This is a genomic window from Alcanivorax limicola (genome assembly GCF_019931215.1).
Taxonomy (GTDB): Bacteria; Pseudomonadota; Gammaproteobacteria; order Pseudomonadales; family Alcanivoracaceae; genus Isoalcanivorax; species Isoalcanivorax limicola.
In genome coordinates, this window is record NZ_JAIOUB010000001.1 from 695040 (window position 1) to 714915 (window position 19876).

Sequence of the window (19876 nt, forward strand, 5' to 3'; positions counted from 1 at the left end):
CAGGCCCTGCAGCGGGGCGGCAGACCGATAACGCCATCTGCTGCCTCGCGGGTCTCTTATTTCATCACGCTGCACGCGTCTCTCCACACGACGGAGCCCCCCGAAACGGAGCAACCGTCTTGAATAGCATCTACAGGCAAAACAGGGAATCCCCCGTTACGGCTAACCCACCCCCCCACAGGCTGCTCGACCGGCCCCATGGGGGAGACCCGGCTACCCCAGTCGGGGGATAGGCGCACAGGTCTGCCACTGTGTCTAATGCAGCATGTCATTTCACATGATGCATGGAGCAACTCGTCATGAACACGACACCAGTTCGGATATTTCCGGCAATAATATTCATTACTGCGGCAATCGCCTTTCTCGTCGGATGTGGCGGCTCCTCATCCTCTGGCAACTCATCCCCCGTTGCCGTGCCGCAGAACCTTGAAGCCAACGCAATGAACGGCAAGGCCGAGTTGACATGGCAACCTGTCGAAGACGCCACAAGCTATACGCTTTACTACTCTACCCAGGCGAGCATTGACATCAATAATCCCGGTGGCACCGGTGACTGGGACATGGTCACTGACGCCACATCACCACATACCGCGGCTGGCCTGGAGAATGGCACTCCCTATTATTTTGTCGTAACAGCCACCGTCGACGCGAGGGAGAGTGCCGCTTCGAATGAAGTTGATGTGACGCCTCTGGAGGGCGTGGCCGGCTACACTATTGTCGAGCAGACCGTCAGCATCGCCGCACAAGATGAGGCTCGGGAAAATACCTGGTGCCCCGAGGACCAGATTGCCGTCGGCGGCGGCATCCAGCTGGGCAGCGGGGAAACTGACACCGCAGCATTGCAAATCCGGCATCAGCGTAGCAGCACATCAGGCAGCGGCCTGAGCGGCTGGTCCAGCGGAATGCAAAACCACAATACCACGCAGGCAGTCACCGCCCGCCAGCACGTTATCTGTGCGGATGCCCCGGCCGGCTATGCGCGTAGCGGCCCCTTCCGGGGCCAGTACCCCGCCGTGGGGGAACACAGGGCATATACGACCCTCTGCCCCGAAGATCTCGTCATGCTCGTCGGTGGAGACGGCCCCGGCCTGGACGACCATGGCGTCTTCCTAACGATTTTCTCCCAGCCGGGGGAACAAAACGGCACATGGGAAACTGCTCTGCTGCATGAAGGTGGACCGACGGAGAACACCCTGACCTGGAGAGAGGCACAATGCTCATCACCCTTGCGCGGCCTTTCCACGCGTACCAGTTACCAGATACGCCCTGACCAACGTATCGCAGCGGGCAGTTATGGCGAACGCAGCATGAGCTGCGCTGAAGGGCAGCGTGTGTTGCATGGTGGCCCCTGGGCGCCCTCTGCCGACACGGCCCACCTTGGTGATATTCGCCTCCAGCAAAGCTATCCTGACAGCAATGCTCAGGGCCAGGACGTATGGCGGATCCGGATCTACAACGACGGCAGCGAACCGATACCGATGGGCATCTTCGCCATCTGCGTCGACAGTGATGACTGAACTCGCAAGCTGACTACACCAGAAGCCGTTCGCGGATATCCAGCAACCCGAACGGCCAACACAGTTCGCGCCCCTGGTACCGGAGCACCGGTATCAGGGTGCCGTACTGCTCGATCAGGGCATCCCGCTCGGCAATATCCACCTTGATGATCTCGACGCCAGGCAAGGCCTGTCGCACCAGCGCCTCAGCCTGTTCACACAAATGGCAACCTGACGTCGTCAATAACTCGATGTCTACCCGTTTTGCTGACAAGCTCATTTCGGCTCCCGAAGACGAATGGCGTAGCAATGGTGAATTTTCATGTTGCGGCGAAAATCATCCGGAATGCTCCAGCGGCTGATATCTTCCACCTCGTACCAGCGTTGCACCTGCTCATCCAGTACAAAACCACGAAAGTTGCAGGAAAAATAAAGCACGCCACCCGGCTCCAGCCGCCGCATGATCAGCCGGATCAGTTCGCAATGATCCCGCTGCACCACAAAATCATCCCGGCTTTTGCTGTTGGAAAATGTCGGCGGGTCACAGAACACCAGATCAAACTGTTCTTTGGTGTCGGTAATCCAGCGTGTCACGTCGGCTCGCTCCAGCGCATGCTGTGCCGTGGAAAAACCGTTGGCAGCAAGGTTACAGCCTGCCCAATCCAGATAGCGGCGAGACGCATCCACGGTCACGGTCTTGCTGGCACCACCCAGGGCAGCATGGACGGTGGCGGCGCCGGTGTAACCGAACAGATTCAGAAAACGTTTACCGCGCGCTTCTTCACCCAGGCGCAGACGCATGGGGCGATGATCCAGAAACAGGCCACTGTCGAGGTAGTCGCGCAGATTGACCAGCAACCGCGCTGCGCCCTCCTCCACCACCATATAGTCGCCGGCCTGATCCAGCTTCTGGTACTGATGCTTGCCACTCTGCTGGCTGCGCGTGCGCAGGAATACCTGCTCGCGATGCACACCCAGGGCAGCGCGCACGGCGCTCACCGCCCATACCCGGCGCTGCTCGGCTGCCGCCGGATCAATGCTTTTGGGCGGCGTATACTCATGCACCAGCACCCTGTCCCCGTAGATATCAATGGAGACATTGAACTCGGGCAGATCCCGGTCATAAAGGCGATAGGCCTGCACGCCGGACTGGTCCAGCCAGCGCCGCAGCTGACGGCTGTTCTTGCGCAGCCGGTTGACCAGCGCCTGAGCCTGCTCCGGCACTTCAAACGCCGCCTCACCGCTCACCCGCAGCGGCGCCGGCAAGGCTTTGCGCTGGGGCCGCATGGCGCGCAGATAGGCCATCATCTGGCCGTTACGGACTCGCCACTGCGCCTCCATGGCCATGCCGGTGCGGTCCAGTATCTCGACCCGATGAGCGACGACCAGCGCGCGCCAATCCGGCGCTACCCGCGACAGGGTCCGCCCCAGTGCGTAATAAAGCCAGGCCGCCTGCTCCTGGTCCTCCAGCCGCTCCCCCCAGGGCGGGTTGGTCACCACCAGGCCCGCGTCTTCCGGGGCTGTATCCGCCCCCGGCTTGATACCGAAATCACGGGCCCGGAGACTGCCCAGTTCGCGGCGCTCGAAGTGGATTACCTCCGCGACACCGGCTCGCTCGGCATTGCTGCGGGCCTGCTGTAGCACTTTCGCATCGGCATCAAAGCCCTTCAGGGAGAGACCGGCCGGCGGCGCGCGACGCGCGGCACGGGCCTCCTCCCGCAGACGTTGCCAGAGTGCCTGATCCGTGCCCGGCCAGTGGAGCAGGCCGAATTCACTGCGGGTCAGGCCCGGTGCGATATGCAGAGCCATGCAGGCCGCCTCGATCAGCAACGTACCGCTACCGCAAAACGGGTCTACCAGACGCAATGCAGGTGCGGCAGCGCCTGCCTCAGCAGCCTCGGCGGGATGCGGCTGCATCCAACCTGCCGCCACCAGCATGCCAGCGGCCAGCGTCTCCCGCAGCGGCGCCAGCCCACCAGCCAGCCGATAGCCCCGCCGCTGCAGGGACTCCCCGCTGAAGTCCACAAACAGTTCGCTGACCGCTGCACCGACCTGCATGCGCAGACACAGCGCCGCTTCCGGGCTGTCCCGGGTAATCAGGCGATCCATGCCACGGGCTTGTGCTGCAGCGTGAAGGAAGCGATTGCGCGTCACGCGGCTGTCTCCCCGCACCCCACGCTCGTGATCTACCCGCAGGTGGAGCGCTGGCGCACCGGCGGCATGAGCGGCCCAGTCGAAGGCCGCAGCCAGCGCATCCGCAGCGTCCATGGGGTCTCCCTCATGGCGCGCCACCGGCAGCAGAACCCGCTCCGCCAGGCGCGCATGCAGGCAGACCCGCATGGCCGCCTCCTGATCGCCGTCCAGCAATACCGCCGCCCCGCCCTGCTCCTGCACTGACAGGCCAAAGCTTTCCAGTTCCCGAGCCAGCAACGGTGCCAGGCCCGGCAGGCACGTAATCACAAAATTCATAGTTCATCCGTTGTCGAGCACGCCCCGTGATCGCGGAAAGCGTGTCGTACCGTGGCTTATAAGCCATCCGTCTAAAGACAGCCTTGCATATCGCTACTGGATATTCGACGACGCTGTCCGGCGTTATACATACTGAATTTCGCAGGCACATTTGCCTGTCGATGTCACTTGAATCACTGCTACCAGGCAAGGGGAAACAGTAGATGAAAAGACAGAAACGTGATCGCTTTGATCGAGCTTACAGCAAAGGCTACAACGCCGGCCTTAACGGCAAATCACAGGACCGTTGCCCATTCGATGCACTGATTCCACGCTCCAGCTGGATAAATGGCTGGCGTGAAGGCCGCACCGACCATATTCAGGGCTATACCGGCGTCGCCAGCGTACAGAATCTGAAGAATATGGGCTGACAACCCGATTCCCCGTTCGACCCCTTTTACCCAAGGCGCGCAAGCGCTCAACAGGGCCCCTCCAGGGCCCTTTCCTTATATTGGACCTCTACCAGGCCTTGACCGCCTCAGCGACCAGTCCCGGGCCGCGATAGATCAGACCGGTATACAGCTGGACCAGATCTGCCCCCAATCGCTTCTTGTCGGCCACATCGCTACCAGAGAGGATGCCGCCCACCCCGATCAGCGGGATGCGCCCGTCCAGGGCACGAGCCATCCCGGCCAGTGCAGTGTCTGCCAACGGCTTCAGCGGCGCGCCACTGAGGCCACCCTGCTCGCCGCCATGACGCAACGCTTCAACACCCGGGCGGGATACCGTCGTATTGCCCACGGTGACCCCATCCATACCGTGGCGCACAAACGCCTCGGCCATGGCGGCCAGGCCGTCGCTGTCATTGTCCGGTGCTATCTTGATCACCAGCGGCACGCGACGCCCGGCCTGCTGATCCAGCAGCGTCTGCCGCTCGCGCAGAGTGCCCAGCAGGCGCTCCAGGGCGTCGCCATGTTGCAGGCTACGCAACCCCGGGGTATTGGGCGAAGAGACGTTGACGACCACATAGGACGCCTCTGCGTGCACCCGATCCAGGCAGATCAGGTAGTCATCCACCGCCTGCTCCACTGGCGTGAAGACGTTCTTGCCGATATTGATGCCCAGGATGCCGTCAAAGCGGCGCCGGGCCACCGCCTGCATCAGATAATCCAGGCCCAGATTGTTGAACCCCATGCGGTTGATCAACGCGTTCGCCGCTGGCAAGCGGAACATGCGAGGTTTCGGGTTGCCGGGCTGCGGCTTCGGCGTGACAGTACCGACTTCAATAAAACCGAAACCCAGGCTGGCGAGTCCGTCGATACAGTCACCGTTCTTGTCCAGCCCCGCCGCCAGACCCACTGGATTGGGGAAAGACAGCCCCATCACCTGGCACGGCCGATCCGGCACACAGGCGGGGTACAGACGCCCCAGCCCCCGGCGTAGCATGGCCAGCGTCATATCGTGGGCTTGTTCGCCGGAAAGGGTAAACAGCAGCGGTTTGGCAAGATCGTAGAGCATAAAAAAACACCGGGCCTATACAGACCCGGCGCATTATAGGCGCCCCGGAGGGCGCCAGCCAGCGTACCAGCCGGCATAGTCCAGTTTAACCCGAATCAGTTACCGCGACGGCGCAGGCCCGCCGGGCTGAAGTGGGAATCCCCCGGATACGCGCGATCGAAAATCAGGTTGTGGGATGCTTCATTGGTCAGCTGCTGCACGTGGTAGCGGCGTGAGCGCAGGTCATGGAAGACATCCATCGCGGTCCACTGGGTGGGCACTTCATAGAAATTCTTGATGTGCGCCAGGCTCACCCGCCACATTTCACCACGACGGTCGTACTGATCGGCGACAGCGACCTGCCAGGAATCCGCATCAATGTAGAAAGTACGACGCTCATAGATGTGCCGTTGGCCGGATTTCAGTGTGGCATCCACGACCCATACACGATGCAGTTCCCAACGGGTGTGATCCGGGTTCACGTGACCGGGCAGCAGGATATCCGAGTACTCGAGGTCAGGGCTGTCCAGGCGGTAGTTGTTGTACGGGATAAACATCTCCACCGGCTCGTCGTGCACCAGACGCCAGTCGTAGCGATCAAGGGCGCCGTTGTACATGTCAGTATCATCGGCAGTCCGCAAGCCATCTGCGGCAGAGATCGGCTGATCGTAGGCGACGTTAGGGGAACGCTGCACACGCCGGGTGCCTTCGTTATAGCCCCAGGCTTGCCGCGCCAGTTTCTGCTGATCCAGCGTTTCATGCACCAGCACTGCACCACCGGCAAGGCGCGCAGGTGCCAGCGTCTCGGAGATAAAGTAGAAGATGATGTTATCCAGTTGTGCTTCAGACAGCTCCGGATTGTAGTAACGGAAATAGACTTCCTGCTGCGATGTCACCAGGGTATAGCGACCGTTACGCTGTACCGCCACTTCCGAGGCGCGACGCACCACATACTGTCCGCGCCAGCGCAGGATGTGATTCCAGATTGCCTGGCGCGCCTGCTCTTCATTGTTGCCGTGCAAAATCGGGAACGGGATCCCACCGAACGCGCCTGAGACACCGCTATCACCGAGCTGCGCCGAGGAAGCATTCTTCTTCGTGTTGTCGTAGACCCAGTCCGGCGCAGAGGTGGTACGGCGGCTCTGGTAGACATTGATGTGGAAGGTCTCCGGATAGGTCTCCATCAACGCTTTCACGCCTAAAGGAAGACGCTCGGCATACTCGGCCTTGTTATCATTGTTGATGGTCAGCAGCACCTTGTCGTTCGGGAACGGATCGGGGTGATGCTGCCCGGGGCGCGTGTAAGCGGACGGCTTATCCGACGCAGGGAAACCGCGCCAGGCAGGAATCGCCAACGGTGATCCGGCCTCTACACCGTTACCGGCTTTCGGCGCACCAAACGCGGTGAGCGTGTCACCCAGCTTGGCTGCTTCCTGCGCGGAAACCGCCGCCTGAGCCCCGGTGCTCAGGGTAAGTGCAAGGGCCACAACACCGCCCATCATGATCGTCTTGTTCAACATGTCGCATCTCCGTTGATCAGCGCTGGCCACCTGCGTCGCGGCCAGTGCCCTCAGGTTCAGAATGAGTACTTCAACGCCAGGGCCGCATTATTGCGATCCCGCAGTTTGTTGCTGTAGCCCGCGCCCCAGAACATCGTGCCGGATACACCTACTTCGAAGTTCGAGCGGTAAACAAAGTTCAATGAAAGCGTACCGGCCTTGCGATTTTCCATGAAGTTTCCACCAAGCGGGGAGTTACCATCCACGTCGTGGGCAAATACCAGTGTCGGCTGCATGGAAATGCCGGAGAAAAGATCGTTGTAGGTGCCACGCAGCGCGGCGCGGTAACCCCAGGAAAAATCATCCAGGTAAGTCTTGAAGGGATCGTTCGGTGTGCGAATCTCGGCTTCAGCCAGCGAGATAGCCGCCGTTGAGTTGTAGTGGAGACGGGTGCCGTCCGGTGCATGGCTCTCCAGATTAGTCAGGTACTCAGCACCCAATTCAACCAGCATCAGCAGATCATCCGTACCGAAGCGCGGCCCGAAGTTGAAGATACTGACGATAGAGGTATTGAACGTCTCGACTTCATCGTAAGCGTAGTAGAATTGACCCTCGACAACTTCCGTATCACCGTCCAGACAGCTGCCACCCACAGATGCACGTACGCAGTGCGCGGTCAGATCACGAATCGTCGGTGTAGCGCCGGTCAGGCCAGCCCCTGCTGCTACAACAGCAAGATTCTGGATCAGGTTGTCACCCACTTCATTGATGATCGGCTGCTTGGGACGATATGCCACTTCACCGGACAGCGCGATAGTGCCGATGTTGGAGCTGAAGCTGACCCCGAACATGTCGATTTCGTCGAGATACACCATCGCGTACTCGGTGTTATCGATACTTTCAGCCACATCCCGCGCGGCACCCCGTGGGTTCAGCAGGGTATTCGCCAGGTTGCCATCACTGTTGATCTTGTTGAAGCGCGCACCTACCACTGGCAACTTGGTATGAGTCCGCGTGTAGTAAACGCCGAACTCTGTACCGCCAAGTCGATCAGCGAAATAGCGGAAGGCGAGACCAAACTGACCATCATCGCTGGCCTTCTGATCCGGTCCCCGGTTTACCGTGACCTGTGTCTGCTCGTACTGATATCCGGGCCCGGACGGACCGTAGGTCGCATCCGTATAATCCGCGAACCCGTCGGCAATATCAGAGCCGGTGGGCAGCACCCCGGGCAACGGCAAGGGCACCAGCTCTGCGAGCTGCTCTTCGACCGCCCGACCTACCAGACGGCCATCGACGATCACGTTGTTGGCGCCACGCCCGGGGAACGCATCATGGGTAGAAAAGAAAGTGCCCACCGGCGCGTCTTCGGTGTTCTTCCATTCAAACTGGTAAAACGCCTCTGCGGTCAGGTTCAGCGTCACCCCATATGAGGCGAACACCGAGGCCAGGGGCAGCAATGCTTCTTTCAGTTCAGCCCCTGGCAAGCGCAAAGAGGCCAACTCGATATAGTTGGCTGTGTTGATACCGTTCTGAATAAACAGCGCCTCACCCCAGTTGATCACCTGGCGACCGGCACGCAGCTGCAATGGACGGTCGAAAAAGTTGAAATTGCCAAATGCATAGGCATCCAGCAGCCGGACACGGCGCCCGGCATCGCTACGCGCTTCCGGGGTAAAACGCCCCCCGGCGCCGTTGTTCGCGTAATCCGAGGCTGTCGCATAACGATTGATGCCGTTGACCGGTTGCGGCGCCGCTGCGATCAGCTGGCCACCATCATGGAAGGAATCCATGATCATCACGTCGTAGAAACCGGTACCGCGAATGAACAGCCCGTAATCACGGTAGCCCAATGACAATTCCGGCGTAATCTTGCCGACCAGCGATGCCAGGCCCGGATCGAAATTATTGTTGGCGTCGTTTTTGTTGAGCTGGGTGCTGTAGCCCCTTTCCGCCATCAACAGTACTTCCTCGTTCGCCGCCAACTCCCTGGCCTGGCCTTGCGTACGCCAAAGAGCACCCACCGAGAGCGTGGTATTCAGGCCGCCGCTCCAGTCAGGGTTCTGAAAGTCAAACTCGAAACTGTGGGCCGGCAAGCTCGCCATCGCCCCCAGTGAAATCCCGGTCAATGCAGACGCCAGTCTGCGTCGTTTGAAATCTGGCTTAAGGTCTGGACACGGCATGGTGCAAGCCTCCGTCAAATGTCGTAGCAATCAGCACTTTTTGTTATCGAGCCGCTTTTTTTGGGGACTCACCGTGAAAGACGAGTCAGGACAGCTCTGATACCGCCAATTCAAAACAAATACCGGAGCGTAAACCACAGAGATGAGTGACGTTTTGTTGTCTTTTGTTTGAGGGCAAAAAGCGGCCGGGAGCGATACATTTGCGGGCATTTAGCCTGTATTTGCCGTATTTTTCGCAATCCTGGCGGGGCATCGACCGGATTCAAACCGTTACATGATCCGGGCTCAATGCATACATCAGCAGGTTCAATTACATTGGCCAATGGCAGCGTAAGTCATTGAGAACTGAGCACTCATGGTGCGGCGGCACAAAAAAAACGCCCCGCTGAGCGGGGCGTTTTCCGGGTCGATCCAGCGCTTCTTGCCTCAGCGCTGGCGTGCCGCCTTCGCAGCCATCTCTTCCGGCTTGAGCAGGAAGCGCGCCAGGGCCGGCAACAGCCAGAGCGCCCCGATCATGTTCCACAAGAACATGAAGGTCAGCAGGATACCCATATCGGCCTGGAACTTGATGGATGAGAACACCCAGAAGACCACACCAACCGCCAACGCCAGACCGGTAAAGGCAACCGCCTTACCCGTGGTTTTGAGCGTTTCGGCATAAGCCTCTTCCAGTGGCAACCCTTGCTTCAGGTAGCTCGCCAATCGGTTATAGATATAGATACCGTAGTCCACCCCGATACCCACACCCAGCGCGATCACTGGCAGTGTCGCCACCTTCACGCCAATGCCCATCCAGGTCATCAGTGCCTGACAGAGAATGGACGTCAGACCCAGCGGAATGATGATACACAGCACCGCACGGATAGAGCGGAAGGCAATCAGGCAAAGGATGGATACCACACCATAGACCAGCGCCAGCATGCGGTACTGGTTGGCGGCGATGGTCTGGTTGGTCGCGGCTTCCACCCCGGCGTTACCCGACGCCAGTTTGAACTCGATCACGTCAGGATTGTTGTGCTTCTCGGCGTATGCCGCCACTGCCTCAGTGATGTTGTTCAACGTTTCTGCGCGATGATCATCCAGGAACACATAAAGCGGTGTAACGCTGCAATCCAGGTTATACAGCGAGTCCGGCATGAAAATCATGGCATTGTTCAATGCAAACTGATCGCGGGAGATAGTCGCCCACTTGAGGTTACCTTCGTTCGTATTGGCGCTGATCAACTTCGCCGTAGAGGCGATAGTCGTCACATCCTGCACACCGGGCACCTGCTGCAGTTCCCAGGTCAGATCATCGATCTGCTGCATGGCACCGTAGCTGTTGCAGCCTTCCATCGGCGTTTTGCCAATCACCACCAGCACGTCCGCGCTGACGCTGTAATTGGCCACGAGAATATTCACGTCGTGGTTGTACTGGAACTTCCGATCCGGGATGTAGCCGCGCGGACAATCCATATCCTCGCAGGGATCTGGCCAGAGCTCGGGGGCACCTTTATCCAGATCACCCACCTGAATGTCCTTGGCTATCCACATACCGCCTGCGTAACCCACCACCGCAAGAAGGATGGAAGCCGCAGCCCAACCGGGACGCGTGAAGCGCGTGAAGAAATTCGCCAGCGGATGTGATCCGTCACGCTTGATACGGATCTTGCTGATGGCAGATTCACCTACGCCCAGGTAAGACAGTACGATCGGTACGATGACCAGGTTGGTCAGAATGATGACCGCAACACCGACACTGGCGGCAATCGCCAATTCACGAATCACGCCAATTTCGATGATATACAGCGTCAGAAAACCAATACCATCACTGACGAGCGCCACAATACCCGGCACCGCCAACGCCGCAAAGGTCGATGACGCCGCACCTAGTTTGTCCAGCCCGTCCGCTGCGAAGTTGGACAGCGCATTGACGACCTGCACCCCATGACTCACGGCGATGGCAAACACAAGGAACGGTACCAGCATCGAGTAAGGGTCGATGGTAAAACCGAGCGCTGCCACGATCCCCAGCTGCCAGACCACTGCAATGAATGAACAGGCGGTTACGACGACAGAAGCTCTCAGACTGCGCGTATCAATCAACAGCAACAGCGCTGTCAGGGCCATGGTCACGAAGAAGAACAGTGCTACCTCAGCCGCAGCAGCCATGACGTCGCCGGCCATCTTGGCCGCACCGACGATATGAATGCGAATGTCGGGGTACTGCGCCTGATAGCGCTCACGAATATCGTCAAGCGCGGCAGACAGCTCGGGGATATCCACACTGGAGTCCGCGGCAAGCACATCCAGCAGGTTGGCATGCACGATACTGGAGCGGAAATCATCCGCGACCAGACGGCCGACATGGCGTGAACGCAGCACATTGGTGCGCAACAGCTCAAGGCTCTCTGCGGTACCATCGTAGGTCGGCGGGATGATTTCGCCACCCTCAAACCCGTCTTCGGTCACCTCCGCCCACCGGGTATCCGGTGTCCACAGGGAACTGATCTTGGAGGGGTCGACACCTTCCAGCGCAAAAACCTCGTCCGTGATTTCACGGAGTGCAGTCATGTAGGCTTCGTTGAAGATATCCTCATTACTGACATCAGCCACGATCACCCGGACATCGTTACCCAGTTCAACATCATTGCGATGTTCCAGGAAATTCTGGATGTAGGGGTGGTTGATGGGCACCATCTTGCGCACATCCGTGTTGACCTGGATGCCAGCGGCCTGAATACCGAGAAAGATTGTCACGGCAACAAATACGAACAAGACCAGAGGACGAATGGAGAACAGTCCCCGGGCCATTGCGGATGAAAATTTACCCGTCATTATTCTGATCCCCGCCGTTATCGAACGTCTTCAAGCACGCGCAAACCACCCGCGCCGGCAATAATCACACCACCGCCCTTGCGGGCCAGCACTGCGGATACGGTCTGTCTTCCACTCAGAAAGCGCAGGGACAACATGGCGCCCTGATCCCGGCTGGTCAGCATTGCACCAGCGTTGCCGACCAGCACAATCGTGCCGTCCGCCAACACGGCGCCATCGTTCACGCCGCTGCGTACACCGCTGCTGACACGCTGCCAGCTGTCGCCACGATCCCGGCTCAGCCAGACATTGCCCTGCAGGCCATGCACCAGCAAGGTGCGGGAATCCGAACTGGTAATGCCGAAGAAAGTGCCGTGATACGGGCTTTCCAGACGCTCCCATTCCTGCCCGCGGTCACGGGAACGGAACAGGGTGCCGCGCTCACCGGCAATGATCAGCGTATTCGGCTCGCCGTCCAGCGGCGCAATCGCGTAGAGATGCCAACCCTCGTCATCCGGCAAGCGGCCAGAAAGCCGCTCCCAGCTGTCACCACCGTCGGTGGTTTCCACCAGATAACCATAACCACCCACCGCTACCGCCCGGTCAGGCGTATCGCACCACACGTCCAGTAACGGGGCGCCAGAGGTATCGATAGGGCCCGCATCGCCGAACAGGTCGTCGCCATACAGGTCGTCATCGTAGTAGTCGTCATCATCGTAATACTCATCATCGTCATCCATGGCATCGACGATGATCTCGTCACTGTACTGCTTGGCCCAGGTCTGGCCACCGTCGCGTGTGCCCAGCACCACCGCGTCATGCCCTACTGCCCAGCCATGCTGTGCATCAGAAAAGCACACGGACGTCAGCAATACGCGGGTGGGCGTTTCGCCCTGACGCCAGGTTTTGCCTTCATCATCTGAGTACACAATGTGACCGCGATCCCCCACCGCCACAACACGATCCCCGGCACGTGCAATATCGACATAAATCGTTCCACGCAACAACGGATCATCGGCTCCCACCGCATCCGCCTGCGCGGTACTGAAAATGGCCATCAGGCCAAGCGCAAAGAAATATTTCATGAGGTTACCCAGCTAAGGCCGTCAATCCTGTACACAAACTGAAAAAACCGGGCACGCAGTGCGCGTGCCCGGCAGTTCACTTCATATTAATACGAAAAACCGATACAACATGTTCCATTCGGTAACCGAACTTATCGGCCGCGACGTCGCAACGCCGCCGGGTGGAAGTACTGATCACCCGGAGCTGGCTGAGTAAAGTCCAGAGCCGAGGACTCTTCGTTGGACAGGAACTGTACGTGATAGCGGCGTGCACGCAGATCATGGAAGGTATCCAGCGCGGTCCACTGTGATGGCACTTCGTAGTAGTTCTTGATGAAGGCCATGCTGACACGCCACAGGTCGCCACGACGGTCATACTGGTCGATCACAGCAATCTGCCAGGAATCTTCGTCGATGTAGAACACGCGACGCTCATAGATGTGCCGCTCGCCCGGCTTCAGGGTCGCTTCAACCACCCATACCCGGTGCAGCTCCCAGCGCGCGTGCTCAGGATTGACGTGGCCGGTCATCAGCAGATCACTGTATTTCACCGACGGATCATCAATGCGGTAGTTGTTGTACGGGATGTACATTTCCACCGGCTGATCGTGCAACAGTTTCCAGTTGTAGCGCTCCGGAGAACCGTTGTACATGTCCGTGTCATCCGCGGTGCGCAAGCCATCAGATGCGGCGATAGGCGTATCGAATGACAGGTTTGGTGAGCGCTGAACGCGACGGGTGCCGGCATTATAGCCCCACGCCTGACGCGGCAATTTACGCTGATCCAGGGTTTCATGCACCAGTACCGCACCGCCCGCCAGACGCGCAGGCGCCATGGTGAAGGACAGGTAGTAGAAGATGATGTTGTCCAGTGCGTCTTCAGACAGTTCCGGATCGTAATAGCGGAAGTACACTTCCTGCTGCGACGTCACCAGCGAGTAGGAGCCGTTACGCTGAACGGCCACTTCTGAAGCACGACGAACAATGTAAATGCCGCGCCAGCGCATGATGTGGTTCCAGATCACCTGCTGCGCTCTTTCCTCATTGGAGCCATGAGGAATCGGGAACGGTGTCCCGCCGAAAGCGCCGGTAATGCCAGTTGCACCGAGCTTGGCAGTCTGAGCGTTCTTCTTGGTGTTCTCATAGACCCAATCCGGTGCCGAGGTGGTGCGACGGCTGCGGTATACGTTGATGCTGAACGTATCCGGATAGGTTTCCATCAAGGCCTGAACACCGCGAGGCAGGCGGCTTTCGTACTGCCCCTTGTTCTGGTTGTTGATGTTCAGCAATACCTGGTCATTGGGGAACGGATCCGGGTGATGCTGCCCCGGCCGTGTATAGGAACTGGGTATCTGGCCACGATCAAAGCCGGTCCAGGCGGGAATGCCGTCCGGGGTGCTTACATCCGCACCGTTACCCCGCTTGAGACCACCCAGCGGTGTCAGGTCATTGCCGAGGCGCGCAGCCTCCTGCGCAGAAACACCTGCCTGGACCCCGGAAGCCAGCGCCAGCGACAAAGCCAGCGCACTTCCAACGAATGATATTTTTTTCAGCATGTCACTCTCCGTCAGAATTCTTTGCCGAAGGTAATACCTCCGGCATTTTGTTATTTAGAACGCGTACCGCATGGACAGGGCGACGTTGTTCCGATCGCGCAGCTTGTTGCTGTAGCCCGCACCCCAGAATGCCGTAGCAGCAAGACCCACCTCCAGGTTGTTCTGATACGCGAAGTTCACACCCAGCGTACCGGCCTTGCGGTTCTCCATGAAGTTGCCGCCAATGACCGAATTGCCTTCGACGTCATGCGCAAAGTTCAGGAAAGGTGCGGCGGAAACACCGGCGAGAACGTCGCTATAGGTTGCACGCAGCACGGACCGGTAACCCCAGGAGAACTCATCCAGATAAGTACGGTATACGTCATTGGGCGTGCGATTCTGGGCTTCGCCAAGTTGAATGGCTGCGGTGGAGTTGTAGTAAAGCTTGTTGCCGTTGGGGTCGCGGCTATCCAGGCCACCAGCATGCTCTGCACCGACTTCCAACAGGAATACCACGTTGCTGGCACCTGCGTGTGAACCGAGGTTGAAGATGCTGACCAGCGAGGCATTGGTCATCTTCGCTTCATCATAGGCATAGTAGATGGTGTCGCGGTCAATCGGGGTGCTCTGATCAAGACAGCTGCCACCGAGGCTTGCACGAATACAATGGTTAGTAAGATCGCCCACCGTAGCGGTGCCCAACACCACACCCTGCGCCGTCTGGGCCAGCGCCTGAATCAGGTTGTCACCCACCTCGTTGATCACCGGTTGCTTGGGCCGGTAAGCAATTTCACCGGACAGCGCCATGTTGCCGATATTGGAACTGAAGCTCAGACCGAACATGTCAACGTCTTCGACATAGGCCATGTGGTAGTTGGTGGAGTCAATCTGCTGAATGACATTCAGGCCAACTGCCGCCGCTGGATCAATCGCACCAAGCTGAGCGCAGTTGAGGCCAGCGAGTTCCATGGCTGCAGCATCACAACGGGCAGCGTCCAGTTCACCGAACTGAGAACCGACCACCGGCAGCTTGGCATGGGTCCGGGTGTAGAAGAGCCCGAATTCAGTGCCGTTCAAGGCGTCAGCAAAGTAGCGGAACGCGAGCCCGAACTGACCGCTGTCACTGGCATCGTCGTCGCGGGTACGATTTACCGTCAGCTGTGTCTGCTCATACTGGTAGCCATTGATGCCGGTCATACCATAGTTGGCGCGGGTGTATGCTGCTGCTGCGTCCGCCAAAGCGGGGTTGGGGGGGGATGAACCCGCAGCCAACAAACGACCATCAACCACGACGTTGTTAGCACCACGACCAGGGAAAGCATCGTTGGTAGAGTAGAAGCTGCCCGCCGGCGCATCCTCCGTATTCTTCCAGTCAAACTGATAGAACGCCTCAGCAGTGAGGTTCATCGTCAGACCGTAGGAGAAATACAGTGATGTCAGTGGCAGAAGCGCCTCACGGATCTCGGCACCCGGCTGTCGCAGTGCGGCAAGATCAATGTAGTTGGCGGTGTTGATACCATTCTGGATGAACAGCGCCTCACCCCAGTTGATGACCTGGCGGCCGGCACGCACAGTCAGCGGTCTGTCCGCGACCATGAACTCGCCCCAGATGTAGGCGTCCAGCAACTGGTTACGTTGCCCGGCCCAGTCCTTCGTCTGGCGGCTGAAACGGTCGCCCATCCCGTTGTTCGGATGCTGCGAGAAATCGGCATAGCGGTTCACACCACCAAAGCCGGGACGCGGACCCGGGACACCCACATCAATGATCCCGCCGTCATGGCCCCCTTCCATGATCACAGCATCATAGAAAGATGTACCACGCACGAACAAGCCGTAGTTCGAACCGAAATCCAGGGCCAGTTCCGACGAGATACGCCCGACCAGTGACGCCAGACCGGTATCGAAATTGTTGTTGCCGTCGTTCTTGTTCAGCTGCGTGGCGTAACCACGCTGGGCCATCACCAATGGATCCTCGATAGCCGCCAGCTCTCTTTTTTGTCCCTGGGTTCGAAACAGCGCCCCGGCAGACAGCGTGGTATCCAGACGACCGGAAATATTGGGGTTATCGAATTGTAGTTGAATGGCCTGGGCTGGTATGGCCAGGGCACCGAACAGTGACGCACTGGCGATGGATACCGCCAGACGTGACTTCAGCATGGTCTTGTTCTTCATTACGCAACTCCATGATTGCGAGGCTTGTAGCGTTAGCGCCTTGTTATTTTGACGATCCGGCCAATGCTTACCGGAACGCTCTCCCTTTTTACCAGACGCCCCACGGGGGGTGTCTAGGTTTATTTTCGTATATTCAAACCTAATTTTGACCGATTAGCCACAGTAAACCATGACTTTCCGGTCCTCTGCCCGGCAGACAAGCCTTCACACTTGTCTACCCCTACCACTGCGCAACAGTCCGGCTGCGCAGCATCCCGCCTCCCGGATCAATCCCGGGAGGCCAGAATTCTTTCCAGTACCTCCCGCAGGTTGTCCGAAACCGTGCCGGCGAGCAACTGTTCCAGCGCCTGGGCCAGCAGTGTCTGCCGGGGAACCGGCAATCGCGGCAGTCGGGCGCAGGCGTTGGCCATGCGCGCAGCCACCTGGGGGTTCACCGTATCCAGCCGCGCCAGGCATTGGGTATACAGCTCATATCCCTTGCCGTCCGCAGCATGCAACGCCGTCGGATTGGCGCCCGCAAACGTGCCCAGCAGGCCGCGCACTCGATTGGGCACACGCCAGTCAAAATCATCATGGGCCAGCAAGGCCTCGACCCGCGACAGGGTGGCAGCGCCCGGCACACTGGCCTGCACGGCAAACCACTGATCCATCACCAGCGCTTCATCCCGCCAGCGTTCGGCGAACGCCGCCAGGGCAGCCTCGCTGCCTGCGAGACGGTAATGGCACAACAGCCGCAGCGCTCCCAGCTCATCGGTCATATTGTCGGCATTGCGGCATAAGTCGCCCAGGAAATCAGCCATCTGCTTGTCACCGGCCGCAGCCAGATAGCCCAGCGCGCGGTGGCGCAGGCTGCGGCGGCCGATATCGTCCGCCGCCGGGCGGTAGGGCCCGGAGGTCTCGTTGGCCTCCACCTGCACCCACCACTGCGCCGCCAGTTGTCGCCCGAGCGCCGAAACCAGTGCCGCACGCGCCTCATGCACGCCATCCACATCCAGTACCGGCAAACGATCCGCCAAAGCGACTTCGCCAGGTATGGTCAGCAACAGCGCCGTCGCTGCGGGATCATCCGCCGCGCGCGCCAGCACCTGCTCCAGCGCCGGGACCAGTGCGGCAGCTTCTGCCTCTGCTTGCCGGGGTTCGTCGAGCAGGCGCTGCACAGCACCGTGATACAGGCGCTGCGCAGCATCCCAGCGGCAATAGCCGTCCGTATCGTGGGCAAGCAGAAACCGCAGTTGCTCCGTGCTGTAGTCGTAATTCAACTCCACCGGCGCAGAAAAACCGCGCAACAGGGAGGGCACGGGCCGCTCTGGCACCTCGAAGCTGACCTGCTGTTGCGCTTCAGTGAGCTGCAACACCGTCTCTGTCTGACCGTCTGCAGAAAGCGGCAAGGGCTGCCCGTCCGCGCCCAGCAACGCCATCGCCACCGGCACCAGCAGTGGCAACTTTTCGGGTTGCCCAGGTGTCGCCGGCGTGGATTGCTTGAGGGTCAAGGTGTAGGTGGTGCCGTCATAGCTATCCTGCACCGTCAGCTGCGGTGTACCGGCCTGGCTGTACCAGCGCCGGAACTGGCTCAGATCCTGCCCGCCGGCCTGCTCCATGCAATCGACAAAATCATCGGTGGTCACCGCCTGGCCATCGAAGCGGCTGAAATACAGATCTGTGCCCCGTCGAAACGCCTCCGGCCCCAGCAACTCGTGCTGCATGCGCACCAGCTCGGCGCCCTTTTCGTAGATCGTGACGGTGTAGAAGTTATCGATTTTCTGATACTCGGCCGGGCGTACCGGATGCGCCATGGGACCGCGATCCTCGGCAAACTGCACGGCACGCAGCATGTCGACGTCCTCGACCCGTTTGACCGTGGCAGAATTCATGTCGCCAGAGAATGTCTGGTCACGGAACACCGTAAAGCCTTCCTTGAGGCTCAACTGAAACCAGTCACGGCAGGTCACCCGGTTGCCGGACCAGTTGTGGAAATACTCATGCGCCACGACGGCTTCGACGCGCTGGAAGCCGGCGTCAGTGGTCGTGGCCGGGTGCGCCAGCACACAGGCCGTGTTGAAAATATTCAGGCCCTTGTTTTCCATCGCGCCCATATTGAAATGACTGACGGCGACGATCATGTAGATATCCAGATCGTATTCCAGGCCGTAGGTCTTCTCGTCCCAGGCCATGGCCGCTTTCAGCGACGCCATGGCATGGTCCAGCTTGTTCAGATCCCGCGGCTCGGCGTAAATCTGCAAACTGATGTCCCGGCCGGACCCGGTGCGGTACACATCGTCCAGACAGGCCAGATCGCCCGCCACCAGCGCGAACAGATAACAGGGTTTGGGGAACGGATCTTCCCAACGCACCCAGTGTCTGTCGCTGCCCTCGTCACCGCGCGCGACGGGATTGCCGTTGGACAACAGCACCGGGAACGCCGCCTTGTCAGCACGCACCGTCGTCACGAAACGGCTCAGCACATCCGGCCGGTCCGGAAAAAAGGTAATGCGCCGAAAACCCTCGGCCTCGCATTGCGTGCAGAACATGCCTTTCGATACGTACAGGCCTTCCAGTGCGGTATTGGTCTCCGGGGCAATCGTCACCACGGTGTCCAGCGTGCACTGATCCGGCAAAGCCCGCAGTGTCAGATGGCGGCCATCGTAGTGCCAGCGATCATCGGCCAGCTGCTCGCCATTCACCGCAATGCGCTCAGGCGTCAGCGCCACACCGTCCAGCACACAGTCACCCTGCTCTGCCTCGGGCGCCGGGTTACGCCGCAGCGTCAGGCTGGCGCTGACGCGGGTACCGGTCTCGCGCAGATCCACATCCAGGGTCACCTGGTCAACGAGAAACGCCGGGGGGCGATAATCCGCCAGCCGAATGGCCGATTGGGCCGCTTGTCCATCACGCATGGTCATCGCCCTCCTGGCCGGGTGTGTTGTCGCGGGATGCGCGCAGCGTCACGGGTTGCGCTTCATCAGCATGGCTGCTGCAGCCAGCCGGTGCCACATAGCCGGTGCGCTCGGCTTCCGGCACATTGTTGCGCAGTTCCCAGGCGATCACTGCCTGCAGACTCAATTCACGTTGCTCGGCACTCAGCACACGGCCATCCGGCCAGCGGCCGGTTTCCACGGCACGGCGCATGTTGTGCCAGACCTCCATGGTCATGCCGTCAATCAGTTCTTCGAAACTCTGTGGGGTCAT

General features: G+C 59.5%; 13 protein-coding genes. 2 read left to right on the plus strand and 11 right to left on the minus strand.

The window, feature by feature from the left end; all coding sequences use genetic code 11:
- Positions 1–299: 299 nt before the first annotated feature.
- Positions 300–1517, plus strand: a complete 1218-nt coding sequence (locus tag K8B33_RS03070; RefSeq protein WP_223423160.1) for a fibronectin type III domain-containing protein — start codon at positions 300–302, stop codon at positions 1515–1517.
- Positions 1518–1530: 13 nt separating this feature from the next.
- Here the strand turns inward: K8B33_RS03070 and K8B33_RS03075 are convergent, their stop codons facing one another.
- A complete protein-coding gene (locus K8B33_RS03075) occupies positions 1531–1776 on the minus strand; it encodes a glutaredoxin family protein (protein ID WP_223423162.1) in 246 nt (81 codons plus the stop codon).
- Positions 1773–3965 carry a bifunctional 23S rRNA (guanine(2069)-N(7))-methyltransferase RlmK/23S rRNA (guanine(2445)-N(2))-methyltransferase RlmL gene (gene rlmKL, locus K8B33_RS03080; protein WP_223423164.1) on the minus strand — a complete coding sequence of 731 codons (2193 nt, stop codon included), beginning with the start codon at positions 3963–3965 and terminating at the stop codon, positions 1773–1775. Before rlmKL ends, K8B33_RS03075 begins: the two co-directional genes overlap by 4 nt.
- A gap of 203 nt (positions 3966–4168) precedes the next feature.
- On the opposite strand from rlmKL, the gene rmf reads away from it, so the two are divergent.
- Positions 4169–4375 carry a ribosome modulation factor gene (gene rmf / locus K8B33_RS03085; RefSeq protein ID WP_223423166.1) on the plus strand — a complete coding sequence of 69 codons (207 nt, stop codon included), beginning with the start codon at positions 4169–4171 and terminating at the stop codon, positions 4373–4375.
- An 88-nt stretch (positions 4376–4463) separates the two neighbouring features.
- Here the strand turns inward: rmf and K8B33_RS03090 are convergent, their stop codons facing one another.
- From K8B33_RS03090 to K8B33_RS03130, 9 genes are all read right to left on the minus strand, one after another.
- Positions 4464–5462: a quinone-dependent dihydroorotate dehydrogenase gene (locus K8B33_RS03090; RefSeq protein WP_223423169.1), complete on the minus strand. Its 999-nt coding sequence runs from the start codon at positions 5460–5462 to the stop codon at positions 4464–4466.
- A gap of 95 nt (positions 5463–5557) precedes the next feature.
- Positions 5558–6961, minus strand: a complete 1404-nt coding sequence (locus K8B33_RS03095) for a DUF1329 domain-containing protein (protein WP_223423171.1) — start codon at positions 6959–6961, stop codon at positions 5558–5560.
- Between the two features lie 56 nt (positions 6962–7017).
- Complete coding sequence (locus tag K8B33_RS03100) at positions 7018–9069, minus strand: DUF1302 domain-containing protein (RefSeq protein ID WP_223423174.1); 2052 nt, start codon at positions 9067–9069, stop codon at positions 7018–7020.
- A 480-nt stretch (positions 9070–9549) separates the two neighbouring features.
- Complete coding sequence (locus tag K8B33_RS03105) at positions 9550–11940, minus strand: efflux RND transporter permease subunit (protein ID WP_223423176.1); 2391 nt, start codon at positions 11938–11940, stop codon at positions 9550–9552.
- 17 nt (positions 11941–11957) lie between these two features.
- The gene (locus K8B33_RS03110; protein ID WP_223423178.1) at positions 11958–13004 is read right to left on the minus strand and encodes a WD40/YVTN/BNR-like repeat-containing protein; all 1047 of its coding nucleotides are present in this window, start codon (positions 13002–13004) and stop codon (positions 11958–11960) included.
- A gap of 131 nt (positions 13005–13135) precedes the next feature.
- Entirely contained in the window at positions 13136–14539 is a 1404-nt protein-coding gene (locus tag K8B33_RS03115; RefSeq protein ID WP_223423180.1) for a DUF1329 domain-containing protein, read from the minus strand.
- Positions 14540–14593: 54 nt separating this feature from the next.
- Positions 14594–16690, minus strand: coding sequence for a DUF1302 domain-containing protein (locus K8B33_RS03120; RefSeq protein WP_223423183.1), 2097 nt, complete (start codon positions 16688–16690; stop codon positions 14594–14596).
- Between the two features lie 266 nt (positions 16691–16956).
- Complete coding sequence (pepN, locus tag K8B33_RS03125; protein WP_223423186.1) at positions 16957–19584, minus strand: aminopeptidase N; 2628 nt, start codon at positions 19582–19584, stop codon at positions 16957–16959.
- Positions 19577–19876: a YeaC family protein gene (locus K8B33_RS03130; RefSeq protein ID WP_223423188.1), complete on the minus strand. Its 300-nt coding sequence runs from the start codon at positions 19874–19876 to the stop codon at positions 19577–19579. Before K8B33_RS03130 ends, pepN begins: the two co-directional genes overlap by 8 nt.

Bases quoted from the DNA above. Each gene is read 5' to 3' on its own strand.
- rlmKL (WP_223423164.1), bottom strand. From the start codon at position 3,965: ATGAATTTTGTGATTACGTGCCTGCCGGGCCTGGCACCGTTGCTGGCT.
- K8B33_RS03110 (WP_223423178.1), bottom strand. From the start codon at position 13,004: ATGAAATATTTCTTTGCGCTTGGCCTGATGGCCATTTTCAGTACCGCG.
- K8B33_RS03115 (WP_223423180.1), bottom strand. From the start codon at position 14,539: ATGCTGAAAAAAATATCATTCGTTGGAAGTGCGCTGGCTTTGTCGCTG.
- K8B33_RS03105 (WP_223423176.1), bottom strand. From the start codon at position 11,940: ATGACGGGTAAATTTTCATCCGCAATGGCCCGGGGACTGTTCTCCATT.
- K8B33_RS03120 (WP_223423183.1), bottom strand. From the start codon at position 16,690: ATGAAGAACAAGACCATGCTGAAGTCACGTCTGGCGGTATCCATCGCC.
- rmf (WP_223423166.1), top strand. From the start codon at position 4,169: ATGAAAAGACAGAAACGTGATCGCTTTGATCGAGCTTACAGCAAAGGC.
- pepN (WP_223423186.1), bottom strand. From the start codon at position 19,584: ATGCGTGATGGACAAGCGGCCCAATCGGCCATTCGGCTGGCGGATTAT.
- K8B33_RS03090 (WP_223423169.1), bottom strand. From the start codon at position 5,462: ATGCTCTACGATCTTGCCAAACCGCTGCTGTTTACCCTTTCCGGCGAA.
- K8B33_RS03075 (WP_223423162.1), bottom strand. From the start codon at position 1,776: ATGAGCTTGTCAGCAAAACGGGTAGACATCGAGTTATTGACGACGTCA.
- K8B33_RS03130 (WP_223423188.1), bottom strand. From the start codon at position 19,876: ATGACCCCACAGAGTTTCGAAGAACTGATTGACGGCATGACCATGGAG.
- K8B33_RS03095 (WP_223423171.1), bottom strand. From the start codon at position 6,961: ATGTTGAACAAGACGATCATGATGGGCGGTGTTGTGGCCCTTGCACTT.
- K8B33_RS03070 (WP_223423160.1), top strand. From the start codon at position 300: ATGAACACGACACCAGTTCGGATATTTCCGGCAATAATATTCATTACT.